Origin of the sequence: Mycolicibacterium aichiense (genome assembly GCF_010726245.1) — a bacterium.
Lineage (GTDB): Bacteria > Actinomycetota > Actinomycetes > Mycobacteriales > Mycobacteriaceae > Mycobacterium > Mycobacterium aichiense.
Window position 1 is genome coordinate 5,233,255 of the sequence record NZ_AP022561.1, and the last position, 19,108, is coordinate 5,252,362.

The 19,108-nt window shown below is 66.4% G+C and carries 20 protein-coding genes; 8 read left to right on the plus strand and 12 right to left on the minus strand.

The genetic code is table 11. The features are described from left to right. The first annotated feature begins 195 nt into the window (after positions 1 to 195). From G6N32_RS25260 to G6N32_RS25270, 3 genes are read left to right on the plus strand one after another with little or no spacing between them, the layout of a single operon-like run. A complete protein-coding gene (locus tag G6N32_RS25260) occupies positions 196 to 951 on the plus strand; it encodes a hypothetical protein (RefSeq protein WP_115318398.1) in 756 nt (251 codons plus the stop codon). Next, on the plus strand, positions 948 to 3,095 hold the full coding sequence (locus G6N32_RS25265) for an Rv1355c family protein (RefSeq protein WP_115318397.1): 2,148 nt from the start codon (positions 948 to 950) through the stop codon (positions 3,093 to 3,095). The genes G6N32_RS25260 and G6N32_RS25265 overlap by 4 nt, the downstream gene beginning before the upstream one ends. Further along, positions 3,092 to 4,942: a putative bifunctional diguanylate cyclase/phosphodiesterase gene (locus G6N32_RS25270; protein WP_115318396.1), complete on the plus strand. Its 1,851-nt coding sequence runs from the start codon at positions 3,092 to 3,094 to the stop codon at positions 4,940 to 4,942. Before G6N32_RS25265 ends, G6N32_RS25270 begins: the two co-directional genes overlap by 4 nt. A 1-nt stretch (position 4,943) precedes the next feature. Here the strand turns inward: G6N32_RS25270 and G6N32_RS25275 are convergent, their stop codons facing one another. The 5 genes from G6N32_RS25275 to G6N32_RS25295 form a co-directional block, all read right to left on the minus strand. Next, entirely contained in the window at positions 4,944 to 5,717 is a 774-nt protein-coding gene (locus tag G6N32_RS25275; RefSeq protein ID WP_115318395.1) for a hypothetical protein, read from the minus strand. 9 nt (positions 5,718 to 5,726) lie between these two features. Next, positions 5,727 to 6,287 (minus strand): orotate phosphoribosyltransferase, encoded by a 561-nt coding sequence (gene pyrE, locus G6N32_RS25280; RefSeq protein WP_115318394.1) that lies wholly within the window; start codon positions 6,285 to 6,287, stop codon positions 5,727 to 5,729. Further along, positions 6,274 to 7,050 carry an SDR family NAD(P)-dependent oxidoreductase gene (locus tag G6N32_RS25285; RefSeq protein ID WP_115318393.1) on the minus strand — a complete coding sequence of 259 codons (777 nt, stop codon included), beginning with the start codon at positions 7,048 to 7,050 and terminating at the stop codon, positions 6,274 to 6,276. The genes pyrE and G6N32_RS25285 overlap by 14 nt, the downstream gene beginning before the upstream one ends. Positions 7,051 to 7,067: 17 nt before the next feature. Next, positions 7,068 to 7,853, minus strand: a complete 786-nt coding sequence (gene ttfA / locus G6N32_RS25290) for a trehalose monomycolate transport factor TtfA (RefSeq protein ID WP_115318392.1) — start codon at positions 7,851 to 7,853, stop codon at positions 7,068 to 7,070. A 152-nt stretch (positions 7,854 to 8,005) separates the two neighbouring features. After that, positions 8,006 to 9,223, minus strand: coding sequence for an FAD-dependent monooxygenase (locus G6N32_RS25295; RefSeq protein WP_115318391.1), 1,218 nt, complete (start codon positions 9,221 to 9,223; stop codon positions 8,006 to 8,008). 84 nt (positions 9,224 to 9,307) lie between these two features. On the opposite strand from G6N32_RS25295, the gene G6N32_RS25300 reads away from it, so the two are divergent. Then, a complete protein-coding gene (locus G6N32_RS25300; RefSeq protein WP_115318390.1) occupies positions 9,308 to 9,862 on the plus strand; it encodes a TetR/AcrR family transcriptional regulator in 555 nt (184 codons plus the stop codon). A 46-nt stretch (positions 9,863 to 9,908) separates the two neighbouring features. Here the strand turns inward: G6N32_RS25300 and clpB are convergent, their stop codons facing one another. From clpB to nthB, 7 genes are all read right to left on the minus strand, one after another. Next, a complete protein-coding gene (gene clpB, locus G6N32_RS25305) occupies positions 9,909 to 12,455 on the minus strand; it encodes an ATP-dependent chaperone ClpB (RefSeq protein ID WP_115318389.1) in 2,547 nt (848 codons plus the stop codon). A gap of 159 nt (positions 12,456 to 12,614) precedes the next feature. Then, positions 12,615 to 13,682: a substrate-binding domain-containing protein gene (locus tag G6N32_RS25310; protein WP_115318388.1), complete on the minus strand. Its 1,068-nt coding sequence runs from the start codon at positions 13,680 to 13,682 to the stop codon at positions 12,615 to 12,617. Between the two features lie 80 nt (positions 13,683 to 13,762). After that, positions 13,763 to 14,203: a MarR family winged helix-turn-helix transcriptional regulator gene (locus tag G6N32_RS25315; protein ID WP_232077330.1), complete on the minus strand. Its 441-nt coding sequence runs from the start codon at positions 14,201 to 14,203 to the stop codon at positions 13,763 to 13,765. A 58-nt stretch (positions 14,204 to 14,261) separates the two neighbouring features. After that, entirely contained in the window at positions 14,262 to 14,777 is a 516-nt protein-coding gene (locus G6N32_RS25320) for a DUF1097 domain-containing protein (RefSeq protein ID WP_115318386.1), read from the minus strand. A gap of 19 nt (positions 14,778 to 14,796) precedes the next feature. After that, positions 14,797 to 15,162, minus strand: a complete 366-nt coding sequence (locus tag G6N32_RS25325; protein ID WP_115318385.1) for a nitrile hydratase accessory protein — start codon at positions 15,160 to 15,162, stop codon at positions 14,797 to 14,799. Between the two features lie 4 nt (positions 15,163 to 15,166). After that, positions 15,167 to 15,760: a nitrile hydratase subunit alpha gene (nthA, locus tag G6N32_RS25330; RefSeq protein WP_115318384.1), complete on the minus strand. Its 594-nt coding sequence runs from the start codon at positions 15,758 to 15,760 to the stop codon at positions 15,167 to 15,169. A gap of 20 nt (positions 15,761 to 15,780) precedes the next feature. Further along, the gene (gene nthB, locus G6N32_RS25335; protein WP_115318383.1) at positions 15,781 to 16,473 is read right to left on the minus strand and encodes a nitrile hydratase subunit beta; all 693 of its coding nucleotides are present in this window, start codon (positions 16,471 to 16,473) and stop codon (positions 15,781 to 15,783) included. A 246-nt stretch (positions 16,474 to 16,719) separates the two neighbouring features. Here nthB and G6N32_RS25340 point away from each other — a divergent pair, with 246 nt between their 5' ends. From G6N32_RS25340 to G6N32_RS25355, 4 genes are read left to right on the plus strand one after another with little or no spacing between them, the layout of a single operon-like run. After that, entirely contained in the window at positions 16,720 to 16,950 is a 231-nt protein-coding gene (locus G6N32_RS25340; protein WP_115319026.1) for a CbtB domain-containing protein, read from the plus strand. An 11-nt stretch (positions 16,951 to 16,961) separates the two neighbouring features. Further along, positions 16,962 to 17,687, plus strand: coding sequence for a CbtA family protein (locus tag G6N32_RS25345; RefSeq protein WP_115318382.1), 726 nt, complete (start codon positions 16,962 to 16,964; stop codon positions 17,685 to 17,687). Then, on the plus strand, positions 17,674 to 18,675 hold the full coding sequence (locus G6N32_RS25350) for an acetamidase/formamidase family protein (RefSeq protein WP_115318381.1): 1,002 nt from the start codon (positions 17,674 to 17,676) through the stop codon (positions 18,673 to 18,675). The genes G6N32_RS25345 and G6N32_RS25350 overlap by 14 nt, the downstream gene beginning before the upstream one ends. Positions 18,676 to 18,719: 44 nt before the next feature. Beyond that, positions 18,720 to 19,028: a hypothetical protein gene (locus G6N32_RS25355; protein WP_115318380.1), complete on the plus strand. Its 309-nt coding sequence runs from the start codon at positions 18,720 to 18,722 to the stop codon at positions 19,026 to 19,028. The last annotated feature ends 80 nt before the right edge of the window (positions 19,029 to 19,108 follow it).

Consider the following 19,108-nt stretch of genomic DNA (forward strand, 5'->3'; position numbering starts at 1 on the left):
AGCCGTTGCTTCGGTGAGGGTGCACTACGGATCTTGTCGGCTACCCCCCGGTAACCAGCGCTTTTCCGGCTAACGGCTGGAGTCTTGGCACGTTTCGGCGAGATACTGATATTTGCAAGTTCGAATAAATAACCCTTGTTCCACCTCGGTAACCGCTGCGGAACCCCCCACCGCAGGCCCCTCAAAAGATGGGAAATGATGAACGCCTCCGTGCTGGCCTTTCCGGAACAAAAGCTCTACAGCCTGCCCGAAACCATTAGCTGGCGCGACGAAGATACCGGCTGCACCATCGTGCTGGCCCAACCGGACAGCGAACCCGAGCTATGGGAGGACTACCTGCAGGGAGCGCTGAATAGTTATGCAAAGCACGGAGTCGAGGCGGCCCTGGACATCGACTCGTTCCGGGACGGCCGCGACACCACCCTGTTCTACACCGCGCTCGACGACAACGGAAAAATGCTCGGCGGGCTGCGGGCCAAGGGGCCATACCTCCTGGCCGACGAATCGCACGCGATCGTCGAATGGGACGGTCAGCCCGGCCAGGACGCCGTCCGCAAGATGATCACCGACCGCCTGCCCTTCGGCGTGGTGGAGATGAAGTCAGCCTGGGTCAGTGACGACCCGGCCCGCAGCGGCGAGCTCACCCGGACGTTCGCTCGCACCGCCTTCCCCACGATGACTCTGCTCGGGGCCCAGTTCATCCTGGCGACAGCCGCCGCGCACGTCTTGGACCGGTGGAGCACCTCCGGTGGCGTAGTGGCCACCAAGATCCCCGCGGCGGCTTACCCGAGCGATCGCTACCGCACGAAGATGATGTGGTGGGATAGGCGCACGTTCGCCAATCACGCCGAGCCGGGGCAGTTGGCCAAAATCGTCAAGGAGATGCGCATGCTGGCCACGCTTTCGGACGAGTTCAGCGGCTTCGGCATGCAGTACGGGAGCGGCATGTGAGTTTCGACGTCTCCGCCGGCACCGGCGCAGACGCGTACACCGCGCGGATTCTGCTCGACAACGATCCCCACGACGAACCCATCCTGGCGAGGCTGCGTGCTGACGCGCGCACCGAATTCATCGATGGCTCTTCGGAATTCACCGCCGCACTGCAGTCGCTTCGGCCCACGGTGGAACCTGAGCTGTTCTCCGAACCGATGCGCTGGGCGCACTATCCCTGGCGGCGATCAGTGGTGGCGGTGCCGGGCCCGCAAGCGTTTCGCCGCCTGCGGCTGGACCGTAACCGCAACATGATCACGCTCGCCGAACAGCAGCGCCTGGCCACCATCACCGTCGGAGTGGTCGGGTTATCGGTGGGCCACGCGATCGCGCACACCCTTGCCGCCCAAGGCTTGTGTGGCGAGCTGCGACTGGCCGACTTCGACAGTCTGGAACTGTCCAACCTCAACCGGGTTCCCGCCACCGTGTTCGACATCGGCGTGAACAAGGCGATCGTCGCTGCCCGACGGATCGCCGAACTCGACCCCTACCTCCGGGTGCGGGTGCTGACCGACGGCCTGACCATGGACACGATGGGCGGTTTCCTCGACGGACTGGACATCGCTGTCGAGGAATGCGATTCCCTGGACATCAAGGTGGCAATCCGGGAGGCGGCTCGTGCCCGTCGCGTCCCGGTCCTGATGGCCAGCAGCGACCGCGGCCTGATCGACGTCGAACGCTACGACCTCGAGCCGGACCGGCCGATCCTGCACGGCCTGCTCGGCGCCATCGGTGCTGCCGAACTCGCCGGCCTGAGCAGTACCGACAAAGTGCCGCACGTACTCAGCATCATCGACGCTGGCCGGCTCTCCGCGCGTGGCGCGGCCTCACTGGTCGAAGTCGGCCGCACCCTGTCCACCTGGCCCCAGGTCGCCGGCGACATAGCTGTCGGCGCGGCGACGATAGCCGAGGCCGTGCGCAGGATCGGCCTCCGCGAACGACTGCCGTCGGGCCGGGCGCGCATCGACGTGTCTCACTCACTGGACAACTTGGAAGAACCCACGCGGCGGCCCGAGACACCCCCGCCCGCGCCCGCCGCCCCGATAGGACCAGCCGACAGCACGCCCGCGGACACCGTCGCGGCGGCGGCACGCAGCGCACCGTCCGGGGGAAACATGCAGCCGTGGAACATCGTGTCGCACAATGACTCGGTGACCGTCGAGCTGGACCCGAAGTACACCTCGACGATGGACGTCGCATACCGGGGCAGCGCTGTCGCGGTCGGGGCCGCGACCTTCAACGCCCGGGTCGCCGCCTCGGCACTCGGCACACTGGGGCCGGTCGACATCACCGAGGGCGACGACGGGAACGCACCGCTGCGTGCGGTCGTTCGACTGGCGGCAGGCCGCGACGACACCCTGGCGGCGCTCTACCAGCCGATGCTGGAGCGGGAGACGAACCGCCACCGTGGCGCCCCGACGCAGTTGGCGCCGGCGATCGTCGCCGATCTCCAGGCCGCTGCAGAGTCCGAGGGCGGCACGCTTCGGCTGCTGACCGAGCGTCCCGACATCGAAGAGGCCGCCGCCGTTCTGGCGGCCACCGATCGGATTCGCTATCTGCAGTCACGTCTGCACGCCGAGATGATCTCCGAAGTGCGCTGGCCTGGCGACGACACCTCCGACGGTCTCGACGTCCGCACCCTCGAACTGGCCCCCTCCGACCTCGCCACGCTGGATGTCCTGCGCCGCGGTGACGTGATGGCCCGCCTGGCGCAATGGGATGCGGGTGAGGCACTCGGACAGGATGTGACCGAGCGAGTGCTGTCCAGCTCGGCGCTCGGCGTTGTGACGTTCACAGGAAGCGCTCTGACCGACTATGCCCGCGGCGGCGCCGCCGTCGAGGCGGTGTGGGTCGCTGCCCAACGGCTCGGCTTGGGCGTCCAGCCGGTCTCGCCGGTATTCCTCTACGCCCATGACGACCAGGACCTGGCGGAACTGGCCGCCGAATACGTCCCGCAGTTGCGCGACCTCCAACGCCGGTTCCGTTCACTGACTCAGACCGCGGCGAGCGAGGCTCAGGCGCTGGTGCTGCGGTTCAGCCACGCACCAAGGCCGTCGCTGCGTAGTAGCCGTCGCGCAGCTAATAGGGGGACACTCGGGGAATGAGCCTCGACACCCTCGTCACGAATGTGGCCGCCAAGCTGATGGCGGCCACATCTGCGACGTCGGCTCAGGTCAGCCAGGACGTACTCGCGGACTTGGTGGCGTCATTCGGTGTCGATTTCAGTTTCCTGCGGTACAACGACCACTCGATCCGCGCCACCGTGCTGGTTGCTGAGTGGCCGCCGCGCCCGGACGTGCCGGATCCCGATCCCCTCGGGGTCGTGTATTTCGACGGCGCCGACCCGATTTTCGCGGCTGCGGAGAACGCGAAGGAGCCCGTTTTCTTCTCACCCGAGCCAGCCCCCGACGATGCCGAGGACTACCAGCGCCGGGTCCAGGAGGCCAGCGGTGTGACCCTGCCCTCGCTGGCGTCAGTACCGTTGCTGTCGGGTGAGATCACCACCGGGTGCCTGGGATTCATCAAGATCGGTATCAAGGATTGGACGCCCGAGGAGACCAACGCGCTCAAGGCAATTGCCTCCTTGTTCGCCCAGGTGCAGGCACGAGTGGTCGCCGAAGATCAGCTGCGCTACCTCGCCGAGCACGACGACTTGACCGGGCTCTACAACCGGCGGGCATTGCTGGCCCACATCGATGAACGGTTGCGGCCTGAGGAGGCGGGCCCGGTGTCGGTGCTGTTCCTCGACCTCGACCGGCTCAAGGCGATCAACGACTATCTGGGGCACCATGCCGGCGACTGGTTCATCCAGGCGTTCGCCGAGCGGTTGCGCGAGGAGACCGGCGACGGCGACGTGATCGCCCGTCTCGGCGGCGACGAGTTCGTGATCGTGCCGGCCGGTTCGGTGGACGCCGACGCCGCCGAGGCACTGGCCCACCGGCTACAGGATGCGTTGCGCGACAGGGTGACGATCGGCGGCGAGACGTTGACCCGCACCGTCAGTGCCGGTGTGGCATTGGGGGTTCCGGGTCGGGACACCACCTCGGACCTGCTGCGCCGCGCCGACCAGGCAGTGCTCAACGCCAAGAACGCCGGCGGCAACAAGATCGCCGTCTTCACCGACGAGATGTCGCTGAGAAGCGAATTCCGCAACGACATCGAGTTGCACCTGCAGAACGTGATCGACACCGGGTCGCTGATCCTGCACTACCTACCCGAGGTCGACATGCGCACCGGGGAGATCCTGGCGACCGAGGCGCTGGTCCGCTGGCAGCACCCGACCCGCGGTCTACTGCTGCCCGACTCGTTCATCCACGTCGCCGAATCCATCAACCTGGCAGGCGAATTGGGCCGCTGGGTGATGCGCACCGCATGCGAGGAGTTCAGTCGCTGGCAGGCCAGCGGCATCGCCGAGGACGCGGTCATCCGGATCAACGTGTCCCCTGTGCAGCTGGTCGCGGACGGATTCGTCCAGTCGGTCGCCGAGACGATCGCCGAGTTCGGCCTCGACGGTAAGTCGGTGTGCCTGGAGATCACCGAAAGCGTTGTGGTGCAGGACATCGAAACCACCCGCATCACACTGGCCGGGCTCAAAGAGGTCGGTGTGCGCATCGCCATCGACGACTTCGGCACCGGCTACAGCGTGCTCACCCATCTGAAATCGCTTCCGGTGGACACTCTCAAGATCGACAAGGGCTTCGTCCTCGAACTGGGCACCAACCCGGAAGACCTGGCGATCGTCCGAGCGATCATCGCACTGGCCGAGGCGTTCAACCTCGAATTGGTGGCCGAGGGTGTGGAGTCACCGACCGCGGCAATGACCCTTCTCCAGCACGGCTGCCACCGCGCTCAGGGCTTCCTGCTGTCCCGGCCCATCCCCAGCGATGCCATGGCCGAGCTGTTCGCCAAACGAGTTATCCCCGTGGACTTTTCCGTACCGATCCGGACCTGATTCAGACGCTGTACAGCAGCTCGACGCGGCCGAATCGACTGGCTGTGCGACTCACCACGGCGACCTGTGCACCGTCGGCAAGTTCAGTGTGGACAGGCCAGTCGGTCTCGGCGGGCAACTGTCCGATCGACAGTGCCACGCCCGCGGTCGCACGCACCAGTCGCGTCCGTTCCGGCGTGGCCAATTCTGCACCCGCGATGCGACCGTGCTCAAAGATCAACCGCTGCAACACCGTACCGCGGGCACCGTAGATGTCGCGCGCGTCGGCCTGTCCACGCAGCCACTCGGCCAGCGCAAGGCCGGGGCGGTCCGCATCGGGCTGGTAGTCGCCGAGCACCGCGACTCGGACGGTCTCGGCGGAGTCGGCGCGCATCGGCGTCATGATGTCGGGCACCTGGCTGTAGATCACCCCGAACGGCGAGGCGAGACAGCGCACCGACCAATCGCGCAAACGAGAGCCGAAGAATGGTTCGATCGTGGCGCGGCGATCGGTCCTGATCGGCACCGCCTGAGCCCGAACCGCCGTGAGCTCGAGATCCCGGGCCGGCGTACCGGTCAGCCCGAGGTCTTCGGTCATCGCTTCCAGATAGGCCGCGATGTCCGGGTCCGTTGCCTGCCAAGGGATCTCAGCATCAGCGATTTCGACGTCCAGATCCTGGTCGGCGCAGCAGATCGCGTGGGCGAGCGCGCCGGGACCAGCGCCGGCGCAGATCACGTCGACGACGTCATCCCACTGCCATTCCGAAGCCTCGATGGGCTCCTCGTCGTTTTTCACCTTCGGGTATCAGGTGGTCGGCAGGCCCAGGTCGGCCAGACCCAGCAGGCTTCGGTAGGGCACCCCTTCGGCCTCGATCGCCTCAGCCGCCCCGGTTGCCCGGTCAACCACCGTCGCAACACCCACGACGGTCCCACCCGCCTCGCGCACACTCTGCACGGCGGTCAGCGCCGAGCCGCCGGTGGTGCTGGTGTCCTCGACCACCAGGACTCGCTTGCCCGAGACCTCCGCGCCTTCGATCAGGCGTTGCATCCCATGGCTCTTCACCGCTTTGCGCACCACGAATGCGTCGATCGGACGCCCCGGTGCGTGCATGACCGCGCCGGCGACCGGGTCGGCACCCATGGTCAGCCCGCCCACAGCGGCGTAATCCCAGTCCGCGGTCAGTTCTCGCATCAGCCGACCGATCAGCGGGGCGGCCCGGTGATGCAAGGTGGCGCGTCGCAAGTCGACGTAGTAGTCGGCCTCCTTGCCCGATGACAGGGTCACCCGGCCGAACACCACAGACAGCCGGCGGACCAGGTCGGCGAGTTCGGCGCGTTCGGTGGCGTTGAGTTCAGGTGCGCCCACGGCCTCTTCCCATCGTGTTGTTGACTGCGCGGACCAGGCCTCGCGGAACCAGCCGGCCCACCGAAGTCAGTACCTTGTACTGCAGGCCGGGAATGCTGATGACCTTGCCCTTGGCCACGTCGGCCAGGCTTTCGGCGACAACGTCATCGACGTCGAGCCACAAGATGTTCGGGATCGACTTCATGTCGATGCCGGCCCGCTCATGGAATTCGGTGTGCACGAATCCCGGGCAGACGGCGTGGATACTCACACCGGTGCCGGCGATACCGTTGGCGAGCCCTTCGGTGAACGACACCACCCAGGCCTTCGACGCCGAGTAGGTGGACCCGCGCCCGGACAGCAGCCCGGCGACACTGGCGATGTTGATCACGGTTCCCGACCCGGCCTCGATCATCGACGGCAGGGCCGCACGGGTGAAGTGCATGACGGCGGTGACGTTGACATCGAGCTGGGCCTGTAGCTGGGTGGGGTCGGCGGTCCAGAATTCGCCAGACGTGCCGAACCCGGCGTTGTTCACCAGCACCTGCACCCCGGCGGCCAGCCTTTCGGCGACTCGGGCGCGGTCGGCGGCTTCAGTGAGATCGGCGGGCAGTACCTCGACATCGACACCGTGGGCGGCCCTCACCTCGGCGGCGAGGTCGGAGAGTCGGTCCACGGAGCGGGCGACCAGTACGAGGTCGTAGCCGTCCCGCGCGAAGCGACGGGCGTATCCCGCACCGAGGCCCGCGGTGGGGCCGGTGATCAGGGCGACAGGACGGGGCACGCCGCGACCCTACCGGGTCAGCGCTGGTAGTTGGGAGCCTGAGTGCCAGGCTGGCCGACACTGCGCGGCTGCTGCGGGCGCAGCGGGGGCGGAGCGTCGACGTGTCCCGGCGGCAGTTCCCGGCGGCCCGCAGGGGCCAGCGGGCGGCCCGGGGAGGCATTGCGCCGCCCGGCGGATTGGGTCAGCGCCGGCTGCACGGTCGGGGGCAGCACCCGCAGCAGGTCGTTGAACTGCCGCACGGTGCGCAGGCCTTCATCCCACTGGGCCCGAGTGGACGAGATCGGCATGGAGACCAGCGTCCAGTTCTGCTCGTTCCACATGATCTCGGCGCAGTCCGGCGCGGTGTGCGCGAACGTCACCATCCGGCGATCGCAGGCCCGGCGGGCGGCGTCGAGGTTGGTCGAATACACCATCCGCGGGCCGATGGCGCCCAGCAGCCAGACGTCGCTCTCCCGCGGCTCGGCGATGCCCTTGAGGCGCAGATCCATCACCACGTTGGTGCCGACCTTGCGGTGCAGCGCGATCACGGTGGCTACATCTTCGAGGTCGAAGATGTACACGGCTTCGCCGCGGATCTGCCCGAGCACCACGTTGCGGGCGGTGACATCGCCGACGGTGGACATCACCCCGCGCTTCCAGCGGTCGATGATCTCGGCGGACTCGGGTTCGAAGTCGAACCCGTGCGACCGCGCCCAGGACTTACGGCGGCGGCCCAGACCACGTCGACGGCCGATGTCGACGTACAACAGCACCGCCGCACCCACGAAGCAGAGCGCGGACAGCGTGAACCAGAACGGAACCATTAGGCCTAGCGTATCTGCTCACTGCCCGGAAGCGAGAACTCCAGCAGGTCACAGAGCTATTACGGCCCGGTCGCCCCGGCGGGTTCGAACACGTCCGCGCGCCCGGCCGCCGGATTGGCGGGGCTGCGGTGGGTGCCGTCAGGTCGGCACCGTCAACCCCCGGTGGAGGCGGGCACCGGATAGTCGGGGTAGCCCATGGCGTCGTACAACCGGACGCCGCTCGTGTTGAGCTTGGCCACGGCCCTGGTCAGACCGGCCGGGAGCGCGTCCAGAGTGCGGCCGGCGGCGACCAGCGCCCAGACCCCGAATTCCGAACGCGGCACCAGACTCTTGGCCACCGTGCGCGCGAACGCGCGGCTGTGCCGTACCGGGTCGGCCATCACCGCCTCGTACGCGGCGAAGGCCGCGACGTGGTCGCCCCCGGCCCGCTCGAGTTCACCGGCCAGCACGTAGGCACCGAGCACCGCCAGGCTGGTGCTGCCGCCCACGGCGGGTCCGGGACAGTACCCGGCGTCGCCGACCAGGGTGACCCGGCCGCGCGACCAGCTGGTCAGCTCCAGTTGGGTGATCGAGTCGAAGTAGAACGAGCCCGGACCGTCGAGTTCGGCGAGCCAGCGATCGACGGTCGGGTTGAGGCCGGCGAACGCGGCGCGCAACAGCACTCGCTGCCGCGCGTCGTCGCGATGGTGATAGTCCAGCGGTTGTTCGGGGCGAAACAGAAACACCGCTCGGGCATCGTCGAGGTGATCGGCCGTGTAGATCATCGCCCACCGGCCAGTGTCGAGAAAGTTCGTCATTTCACCATCGCGCGCAAGGCTTTTCGGCACCGACAGCACGGCCAGGTAGCCGCCGAGGAATCGGCTGCGGCCCGTGTCGGGACCGAAGACGAGTTGGCGCACACCGGAATGCAGTCCGTCTGCGCCGACAACGATGTCGTAGCGACGTTGCCCGGCGTGGGCGAAGTCGACGGTGCCGTCGTCGGCGATCGCGGTGATCTGATCACCGAACAGATACTCGGCATCGTCACGACCGGCGTCATAGTAGATCTGACTCAGGTCGTCACGCATGATCTCGACGTGCCGGTCCGAGATGACGCCGACGAGTTTCAGGTAGTCCACGTCGACCGGCCGACGTCCGTTGGTGCGTTGCAGGATCATCCGGGTGGTGCCGGTCGCGCGCTCCCGGACCTCGTCGATCACCCCCATGCGTTCGGAGATCTCCATCGCGGGCCGAAACAGGTCGACCGCGTGGCCGCCCGTCTTACGCAGTGCCGCAGCGCGTTCGACGACGGTGACGTCGAAGCCGCGACGACTGAGCCAGTACGCCAGGACAGGTCCGGCGATGCTGGCACCTGATACGAGTACGCGCATGGCTACCTCCACTTCACTTACTTAACGGTCGGTAAGCATATCGGCTGCGAGCTTACTTAACAATCGGTCAGTTAGGGTGGTTACGTGAGTAGGCCCGCGTCAGGAACCCGAGAACGGATCCAGGATGTCGCCCGGGAGTTGTTCGGCCAGAAGGGTGTGCAACGCACCAGCCTGCAAGACATCGCCGACCGGCTCGGCATCACCAAGCCGGCGCTCTACTACCACTTCAAGTCCCGCGAGGACCTGGTCCGCAGCATTCTGCAGCCGCTGATCGACGAGGGCGAGCGCTTCGTCACCGAGCAGGAGAAGCGCGCGCCGGCCGCCCGCGCCACGCCTCGCGAACTGCTCGAGGGCTACTTCGACTTCCACTACCGGCACCGGGCCGACCTGATGCTGGTGGTGACCGAGCTGACCACGCTGGCCGACCTCGGATTGATCGACACGCTGCTGGCATGGCGAGAGCGGCTGTGCCGGTTGGTGTTCGGTTCTCGCCCCACGCTGGAGCAGTCGGCCCGCGGCGTCATCGCGTTCGGCGGTCTGCAGGACTGCTGTCTTCAATTCCCGGACAGTTCACCGCGGCGGCTACGGGATGCGACGGTCACCGGCGCACTCGCCGCGCTGGGCATGCCGGACGCCTGACGCAAAAGGCCCCCGCACCGAAGTGCGGGGGCCCGTTACGTCACTCTCAGCCGAGGATGAGCGATTCGCCATCCGGGCTGACGTTGACCGGCACGACGTCGCCGTCATGCACCTCACCGGCGAGCAACAGCTTGGCCAGCTGGTCACCGATCGCCTGCTGGATCAGGCGGCGCAGCGGCCGGGCACCGTAGAGCGGATCGAATCCGCGCTCGGCAAGCCACTGCTTGGCGGGCAACGACACCTCGAGGGTGAGACGCCGCTGGCTAAGGCGCTTCTGTAGCTGAGCCAGCTGGATGTCGACGATCGACACCAACTCGTCGGGCTGCAAGGCGTCGAAGACGATCACGTCGTCGAGCCGGTTGATGAACTCGGGCTTGAACGCCGAGCGCACCGCCGCCATCACCTGCTCCTCGGTGCCGCCGGCGCCGAGGTTGCTGGTCAGCACCAGGATGGTGTTGCGGAAGTCGACCGTGCGGCCCTGACCATCGGTCAGCCTGCCCTCGTCGAGCACGGCGAGCAGGACGTCGAACACGTCCGGATGCGCCTTCTCGACCTCGTCGAACAGCACCACCGAGTACGGCCGCCTGCGCACCGCTTCGGTCAGCTGACCGCCCTGGTCGTAGCCGATGTACCCGGGAGGTGCACCGACAAGCCTGGCGACGGAGTGCTTCTCGCCGTACTCGCTCATGTCGATGCGGATCATCGCCCGCTCATCATCGAACAGGAACTCCGCCAACGCCTTTGCGAGTTCGGTCTTACCGACACCGGTCGGCCCGAGGAACATGAACGAGCCCGTCGGGCGATTCGGGTCGGCCACTCCGGCCCTGGTGCGGCGCACCGCATCGGAGACGGCCTGCACGGCCTTGACCTGCCCGACGACACGCTTGCCCAGCTCGGACTCCATCCGAAGCAGCTTGGCGGTCTCGCCCTCGAGCATCCGGCCTGCCGGGATACCGGTCCACGCCGACACCACGTCGGCGATGTCGTCGGGTCCGACCTCTTCCTTGAGCATCACGTTCTCGCGTGCTTCGGCCACCGGCAGCGCCGCGTCGAGCTTCTTCTCGATCTCGGGGATGCGGCCGTAGCGGAGTTCGGCGGCCTTGGCCAGATCGCCGTCGCGCTCGGCCCGGTCGGCCTCACCGCGCAGCTTGTCGAGCTGCTCGGTGAAATCGCGCACGACGTCGATCGCGTTCTTCTCGTTCTGCCACCGGGTGGTCAGCTCGGCCAATTGCTCCTTCTTGTCGGCCAATTCGGCGCGCAGCTTGTCGAGGCGATCGACGGACGCTGCGTCTGTTTCTTTGGCCAGCGCCATCTCCTCGATCTCGAGGCGGCGGACGATCCGCTCGACCTCGTCGATCTCGACAGGGCGCGAGTCGATCTCCATACGCAACCGAGACGCGGCCTCGTCGACCAGGTCGATGGCTTTGTCGGGCAGGAAGCGCGAGGTGATGTAGCGGTCGGAGAGGGTGGCCGCGGCCACCAGCGCCGAGTCGGTGATCCGCACGCCGTGGTGGACCTCGTAGCGGTCCTTGAGCCCGCGCAGGATGCCGACGGTGTCGTCGACCGACGGTTCGCCGACCAGCACCTGCTGGAAGCGGCGCTCCAGGGCGGCGTCCTTCTCGATGTACTTGCGGTACTCGTCGAGGGTCGTCGCACCGACCAGCCGCAGCTCGCCACGGGCCAGCATCGGCTTGATCATGTTGCCCGCGTCCATCGCGCCTTCGCCGGTGGCGCCGGCGCCGACGATGGTGTGCAGCTCGTCGATGAACGTGATGATCTGCCCGGCCGAGTTCTTGATGTCGTCGAGCACGGCCTTGAGCCGCTCCTCGAATTCACCGCGATACTTGGCCCCGGCCACCATCGACCCCAGGTCCAGGGAGATGACCGTCTTGTCGCGCAGGCTTTCCGGCACGTCACCGGCCACGACTCGCTGGGCCAGGCCCTCGACGATCGCGGTCTTACCGACGCCCGGCTCACCGATCAGAACCGGGTTGTTCTTGGTACGCCGGCTCAGCACCTGGATGACGCGCCGAATCTCGGTGTCCCGGCCGATGACCGGGTCGAGCTTGCCCTCCCTGGCGCGTGCGGTCAGATCGGTGGAGTACTTCTCCAGCGCCTGATAACTCGCCTCGGGGTCCGGGCTGGTGACTCGGGCGCTCCCGCGGACCTTCACGAACGCCTCCCGCAACGCCTGCGGGGAGGCCCCGTGGCCGGTGAGCAGCTTGGCCGTATCGGAGTCACCGGTCGCCAGGCCGACCATCAGGTGTTCGGTGGAGACGTATTCGTCGTCCATCTCTGTTGCGAGCTGCTGCGCCGCGGTAATCGCCGCCAGCGACTCCCGCGAGAGCTGGGGCTGCGAGGTCGCACCGCTGCTCGACGGCAGCCGGTCGACCAGCCGCTGGGCTTCGGTGCGGATCGTGGCGGGATCGACACCGACAGCCTCGAGCAACGGCGCAGCGATGCCGTCGGCCTGCGTGAGCAGCGCCAACAGCAGATGAGCGGGCCTGATCTCCGGGTTGCCGGCGGCCGAGGCGGCCTGCAACGCGGCGGTCAGCGCCGCCTGAGTCTTGGTTGTCGGGTTGAAAGAATCCACGACACCTCACTTTCGGTCAGGCCGTGCCCACGCGCAGTCGGCAGGGCACGGCAAAATGCTTGTCGCCTTCTTCAACGTCGTCAAGGTTGAGTCTGTTCCGCTCAACTTTAGCGAGTTTTTCGGGCAGCATCCAAGAGGCTTTTGACCCCAAAATTGGGTTCAGGCCGCAGAGATGCGCGCCCGGATCTCGAAATCGAGGTCGATCGCCTCGGCGACATACACGTCCTGGCTCATTTGGTTGCCACGCATCGTGACTTCCCCGCGCGGGCTGATGTACGTCAGGCCGACCGCGGCCGCGGTCAGGTCAGGCACCGCCAGGGAACCAGCCCGCGACACCAGCGCGATCAACAAGGTGATCGCCTCGTAGCAAGACTCACCGATGCTGTTGAGTGCCGGTGCGGCTGGGCCGAAGGTGGCGTAATAGTGCGCGGCGAACTCCAGGCTGGCGGTGGTGTGCAGCGCTTCGAAATAGCCGGCCGCCGCGAACAATCCCCGATTGCTCTCGCTGCCGCTGGCCATCAGCATGTTCTCTTCGACGTGGGGACTCAGCCGGGGCACCGCGGCGTCCAGCCCGACCTCGGCGAACTGCCGGTTGAACATCACTCCGTCACGGCCGACGAGCAACAGGACCACACCGGTCGCGCCGCTGCTCTCGACGTGACGCAGCGTGGCCGAGAAGTCCTCGGTTCCCAGCGGGACGTAGATCTCGCCCGCCAGGGGCTTGCCTTGGGCGCGCGCATGTCCTGCCGCCGCCGCACCGGTCTGCCGGGGCCAGACGTAGTCGTTTCCGATCACGATCCAGCGATCGACGCCGTGTTGGTCGGCCATCCAGTCCATCGCGGGTAACAGTTGGCGCGACGGTGTCTCGCCGGTCAGGAACAGACCCGCGGTGCGTTCGCCGCCTTCATAGAGCGGCCCGTATACGTAGGGCACGCGACCGGCGGTCACCTTGGCGATCGCCTGCCGCACCGGCGAGATGTGCCAGCCGGTCACCGCATCGATCGCGCCGAGGTCGACCAGGCGCGCGATGTCGGCGGCAACCACCGCCGGCGGCCTGCTGCCGTCGACCGGGACCAGATGAACCGTCCGGCCCAAGACACCGGTCGTCGCGTTGACGTCGGCAATGGCGAGGTCGGCGCACGCTTCGCACGACGGGCCATAGATACCGGCCGATCCCGAGCGGGGGATGACCAGGGCGACGTTGATCGCCGGTGTCTGGCGCACCATCGACCTCCATCCAGCTGTCTCGCGACCGCACCCGCGCCCCATCGTCGGCCTGTCGCGTTACTACCGCGTTGCGCGGCCGTTCACGGGGTGGAAAACAGGTCGCCGACGCGGGCCAGGGTGTGGATGAACTGCGCGGCGTCGTCCTCGCCCAGTTCGTCGACCAGCACAGCCTTGAGCCCGGCCTCCTGCTTGGTCAGCTTGCGCACCTTGGCCTTGCCGCGCGCCGAGAGGTGAACCAATACCCGCCTGCGATCCGCCGCGTCGACCCGCCGGAGTACCAATCCGGAATCGACCAGCTTGTCCACGATCCGGGTCAGTGTCGGTGGGGGGATGGACATGGCCGCTGAGATGTCGCTCATCGTGAAACCGTCACCGGTGCGCAGCGCACCGAGCACGCGCCAACCCTCGATGGTGTTGACGTCGGCGTCCAGCAACCCGTTGCACAGCGCATCGGTCCACCGGCGCTCGGCCCGGACGAAGACTTCGGCAAGGCTGTCCAGATTGCTCGTCGATGTCAGCACGACGCTCCCAGCTCTCGATCGCTTCTGCGGTGACAACTAGTCTGCGCGACAGCGTATCTCACTGCGCCACGCGCCGCGGGACCGCAACCTGCGAGATCATTCCCAGCGCTGCGGCGCCCCACTCCGAGGCGATACCAAAACATGCGCCCACCAGAGCCGTCGTCGCCGCGATCAGCGCGGGATTGGACACGCCGGCGGTGGTGATGGAATTTCCCGTCGCCGCAATGGTTCCGACCGTCATCGCGAAACCGAACACGATCGCCGGAGTAGCCGACACCCAGGCCAGCCGCGATGCCTGCACCATGGCGAAGCTGCCCACTCCCACCGCGACGGCCAGCATCACAGCACTGGTTGTGTTGTGCACCGACAGCAGGGTGAGAGTGGCGATCGCGATACCGGTCCAGTTGCACGCCACCGACTTCAACAGCCCGGAGACGCCTGTTCCCACGAAGAAGAACGATGCCCAGGCCAAGAACAGCACCCACACCGGAAGCTTCCAGACCGTTGCCGTCATGAGTGTCGACAACGCTCCGAGCACCCCCACGCTCAGCGCCAGCGCAGAAACTTTCGACATCTGCGAAATCCCCTCTGCCTCAGTGCTCGTGGTCGTGGTCGTGGTCGTCGTGGGCGAGCCGTTGCGCCTCGGTGACGGTCCGCAATTCCAACTGATCGGCGTCGAAGAACTGCTTCTGCGCCGCCAGTCGACAGAACGCTTCGGCGAACTGGCGGTAGTAGACCTCCGGATCACAGGTCTCGTCGACCCCGGAGTCACCGATCGCCGCGATCAGGTGCACCTTGAACTCGTCCCACTCGAAGGCCCCGGACTTGCAGAGGTGCACGACGAGCCCGAAAAGCCTTCCCTGCCAGGGTGCGTCGAACACCAGCTCACCGTTGGAACGAGGTAGCGCGATTGCGCCGCCGAGGTCGTCGAACCCGGTCAGATCGAGGGTCGCGGTCATCGGGTCACTCCCCCGGGACGGAGGCGAGCGCGGTGCCCACCATCGAATCACGGTTGATCAGCGGGATGAGCTCGTCGGCCGTCATGGTCTCCGTGCCCTTGGGACGCTGAGGGATCACGAGGTAGCGGATCTCGGCGCTGCTGTCCCACACGTCGATCTTGACCTCGGCGGGCAGTTCGAGTCCGAACTCGCCAAGCACCCCGCGCGGGTCTTTGACCACGCGGGCCCGGTATTGCGGGTACTTGAACCAGGCCGGCGGGATACCCAGCAGCGTCCATGGATAACACGAGCACAGCGTGCACACCACCACATTGTGTCGTTCATCGGTGTTCTCCACTGCCACCATGTGTTCGGTCTGCAGACCGGTGAAACCCATATCGGCGATCGCGGCGGTGGCGTCGCGGAGCAGCCACTCGCGGTACTCAGGTTCGGTCCACGCCCGCGCCACTACCTTGGCCCCGTTGACTGGGCCCATATCGTTCTCGAACGAGGCCACCACAGCGTCGACGGCCTCATGCTCGGCCAAACCCTTTTCGACCATCAGCGACTCGAGTGCGTTCACTCGCGCCTCGACGTCGGACAACGACAGCCAATCCATTTCGCTCATTTCTCCTAATCTCAGGCCGGTTCGAGATAGTTCTCGAACAGATCGGCGTACAGGTTGAAGTCCTCGACCGCCTCGTCACCCCACAGGTCAACGGAACTGAACTTGACCATGTAGAGCTGATGGGCAGTGTCGATCTGTTTGTGCGCACTGTCGGCAGGATCATGAAATGCCCCGTACTGCTTGGCAATAACGCCCACGGTGCGATTCAGATAGCCGGGTAACCGGTTGTGGGTCACCTCGTTGAGATTGCGCACCGCCACCTTGTCTCCGACACCGTAGCGGGGCGGGGCGTCGGCTGGCAGGTCGTGCGGCGTCCCTTTCCACAGGATGTCGATCATCTGCAGGGCGAACGGTGAGAGGTTTTCCGGCTTCTGCGGATGCGGCGTCATCGACGGAGCGCCCAGTTCCTGCATCCGTGCGTCGATCTCCTCGTGGGAGATGTAACCCTTGTCGTTGAGCAGCTTTTCCACCGAGAACAACCAGTGGGCGTAGTAGGTGGAGTCGAGATACTCACTCCACTTCATCAATTCGATGCCGTGGCGCTGTTCGTCGAGGTTGAAAGCGCCTTTGGCGATCGCCATGGCGGTCACCGCGTGCATTCGGCCTTCGAAGGGGTAGCGCCAGTCCGGGATCCCCGGTTCGAGGAATTCAGTGGCGACGGGGCCGATGCCGTCGCGCCCACCCAGGTCGTGTGGACCGTGCATATCCGGCTCTCCAATCATTAGTTCACGGTCGTAATACTTTCATTTGGAACTATGCGCACCATCGGCACTGTCACGCAATCCGTACCGCCATGCGTAACACAGGATTTACGAATGACCGGCCCCGTGTTAAACCTGGATTTCGTCCCTGCGAGACCAGGCCCTTCCGGTTGACCGGTCGGAACCATGCCGGGTATTCAGAGCAAGCGAAATATTTGCATTCTGGAAGTAACTACCGAGAGGGACATGATGTCTTCGACTACTCGACGGCCCGCCGCACGGCCCAGTGCGGCGTTCGAGCTGCCCGACACGCACACCGCAGGCGTGGCCCTACAGCTGACGGTGACCACCGTGCTGGCTCTGATCGCGTTCTATTTCATCGGATTCGATCAGGGTGCGGTGTCGGTATTCGGCTCCGACACCCACATCCATGAGTTCGTTCACGACGCCCGGCACCTGCTCGGCTTCCCCTGCCACTGAAAGGTCGCGCCATGCAGAGAATCATCGGCCTCGGCCTGACAGCCGGCCTGGCGGGCGGGATAGCCGCGTTCGTTTTCGCGCGCATTCTGGTCTCCCCGCTCGTCGATCAGGCCATCGGCCACGAAGAGGCACACGCCCACGGCGAGGAACACGAGATATTCAGCCGCGCCCTGCAAGAGAACGTCGGCGCCGGTGTCGGCACGGTGATGTTCACTGTCGTACTGGGCGCACTGTTCTCTGTTGCGGTCGCCACGCTGTCGATACATCTGGGCCGATGTGGAATCCGCACCGATCTCCGTTGGCCGGTCAGCGGTTTGGCGGCGATCGGTTTCGTCGCGGTCAATCTCGTTCCGGCCCTGTGCTTCCCGGCGAATCCACCGGGCGTCGGTCAGGCAGAGACCATCGGCGCACGCACCAGTGCATATCTGGTCATTCTGCTGGCTTCAGTGGCGCTGGCGATCGTCGCCGTCGCAGTCGCCGTGCGGCTCAGTGCACGTCTGGGCCCGTGGTCAGCAGTGGCGGTCACCGGCTGGGGCTACCTGGTCAGCGTCAGCGCCGTCGCACTTGCACTGCCCCGCTTCGATGAGGTCTCCGATCATTTCCCCGCCGCATTGCTGGCCGACTTCCGGATCAATTCACTGCTCACCCAGGCGCTCATGTGGCTGGTACTCGGCACCGTGTTCGCGGCGCTGCTGCCCCGCGTCCTCAGCCCAAGGACGGTCGATGCGCGTCGTTGAGTTCACTCCCACCCGCGATCAATACGTCTGGACCTTCGGGGGCGCCGAGCCCGTGCTGGAGGTCTCGCCCGGCAGCGCGATGCGGCTATGGACCGAGGACGCCTTTGCCGGGCGGGTCACGTCCAGCGCTGACAAGCCCAGCCGCGTGCTCAACACCAAAGAGCTCAACCCCCAGACCGGGCCGTTCTATGTCACCGGAGCGGAGGTCGGTGACACGCTTGCGTTGCACTTCGTGTCGATCGAGCCGGCCAGGGACTGGGCTGCCTCGACGACGATCCCGCTCTTCGGCGCCCTCACCGGCACCGATCGCACAGCCACTCTGCAGGCGCCGCTGCCCGAGTTGGCCTGGATCTACCGGATCGACCGAGCTCGGGGTATCGCGACCTTCACCGCGCACGAAAGCGACTTCACCCTCGACATCCCGCTGGCACCGATGATGGGTACGGTCGGCGTCGCACCAGCTCTGCGGGAGGTCCGGACCACGTTGGTCCCGGACTACTTCGGCGGGAACATGGACACCCCGGAGCTGCGCGCGGGCACAACCGTCTACCTGGGCGTGAACACCGACGGTGCGCTCTTCTCCGTGGGCGACGGGCACTACCGCCAAGGCGAAGGCGAGACCTGCGGGACGGCCCTGGAAGGGGCGATGAACGTGACGCTGGTGGTCGACCTCATCAAGGGCGGTGCGCCGGCCTGGCCGCGCTTCGAACACGACGACGCGTTGGTGACGGTGGGTTCGGCACGCCCGCTCGAGGATGCCTGGCGGTGCAGCCAGGTCGAGATGGTGCGCTGGCTCGAAGAGCTGTACGGGCTGAGCACCATGGACGCCTACCAGCTGTGCAGCCAGCTGTGCCTGTCCCCGCTGGCGAACGTGGTCGACGTCAACTACAGCGCCGTGACCAAGATTGCCAAGGCGCTGCTCCCGCCGGCAGACCCGTACGGCGGAATGCACCGGAAACTACGGGCGATCGGCGAGCAGCTGGACTGAAAGTCCGGGGTGGACACCGGCCGATTCGAACATATGATCGATCAGTGGGAGAGCTGACGTCGATCGGTTACAACGGTCAGCCGCTGCGGCCGCCGTTCCGGCCGGTGTCCCCGCCCGAGCCCGTGCTGGTCGATCTGACCGTGCTCTTCCCGCGCGAACCACACCGCACCGGCCGCTACCACCCGCACGGACTGCAGATGCACAAGGTGGTCAGGGGCACGCTGTCCTGCTGGGGGCTGTGCGAACAGGGCGATTGGTGGGGCCTGGTCACCTACGACATCTCCTACGGGCCCAAACGCAAGGCAGTCACGCACTGGGTGCCGGCCTGGACTCTCAAGGAACTCAAACGCTAGGCGCCCGCCGCGGCGTCCTTCCCCACACCGACTGAATCGTTCCGCCCATCAGCGCCCCGGATCGGCGTCTACCAGCTAAC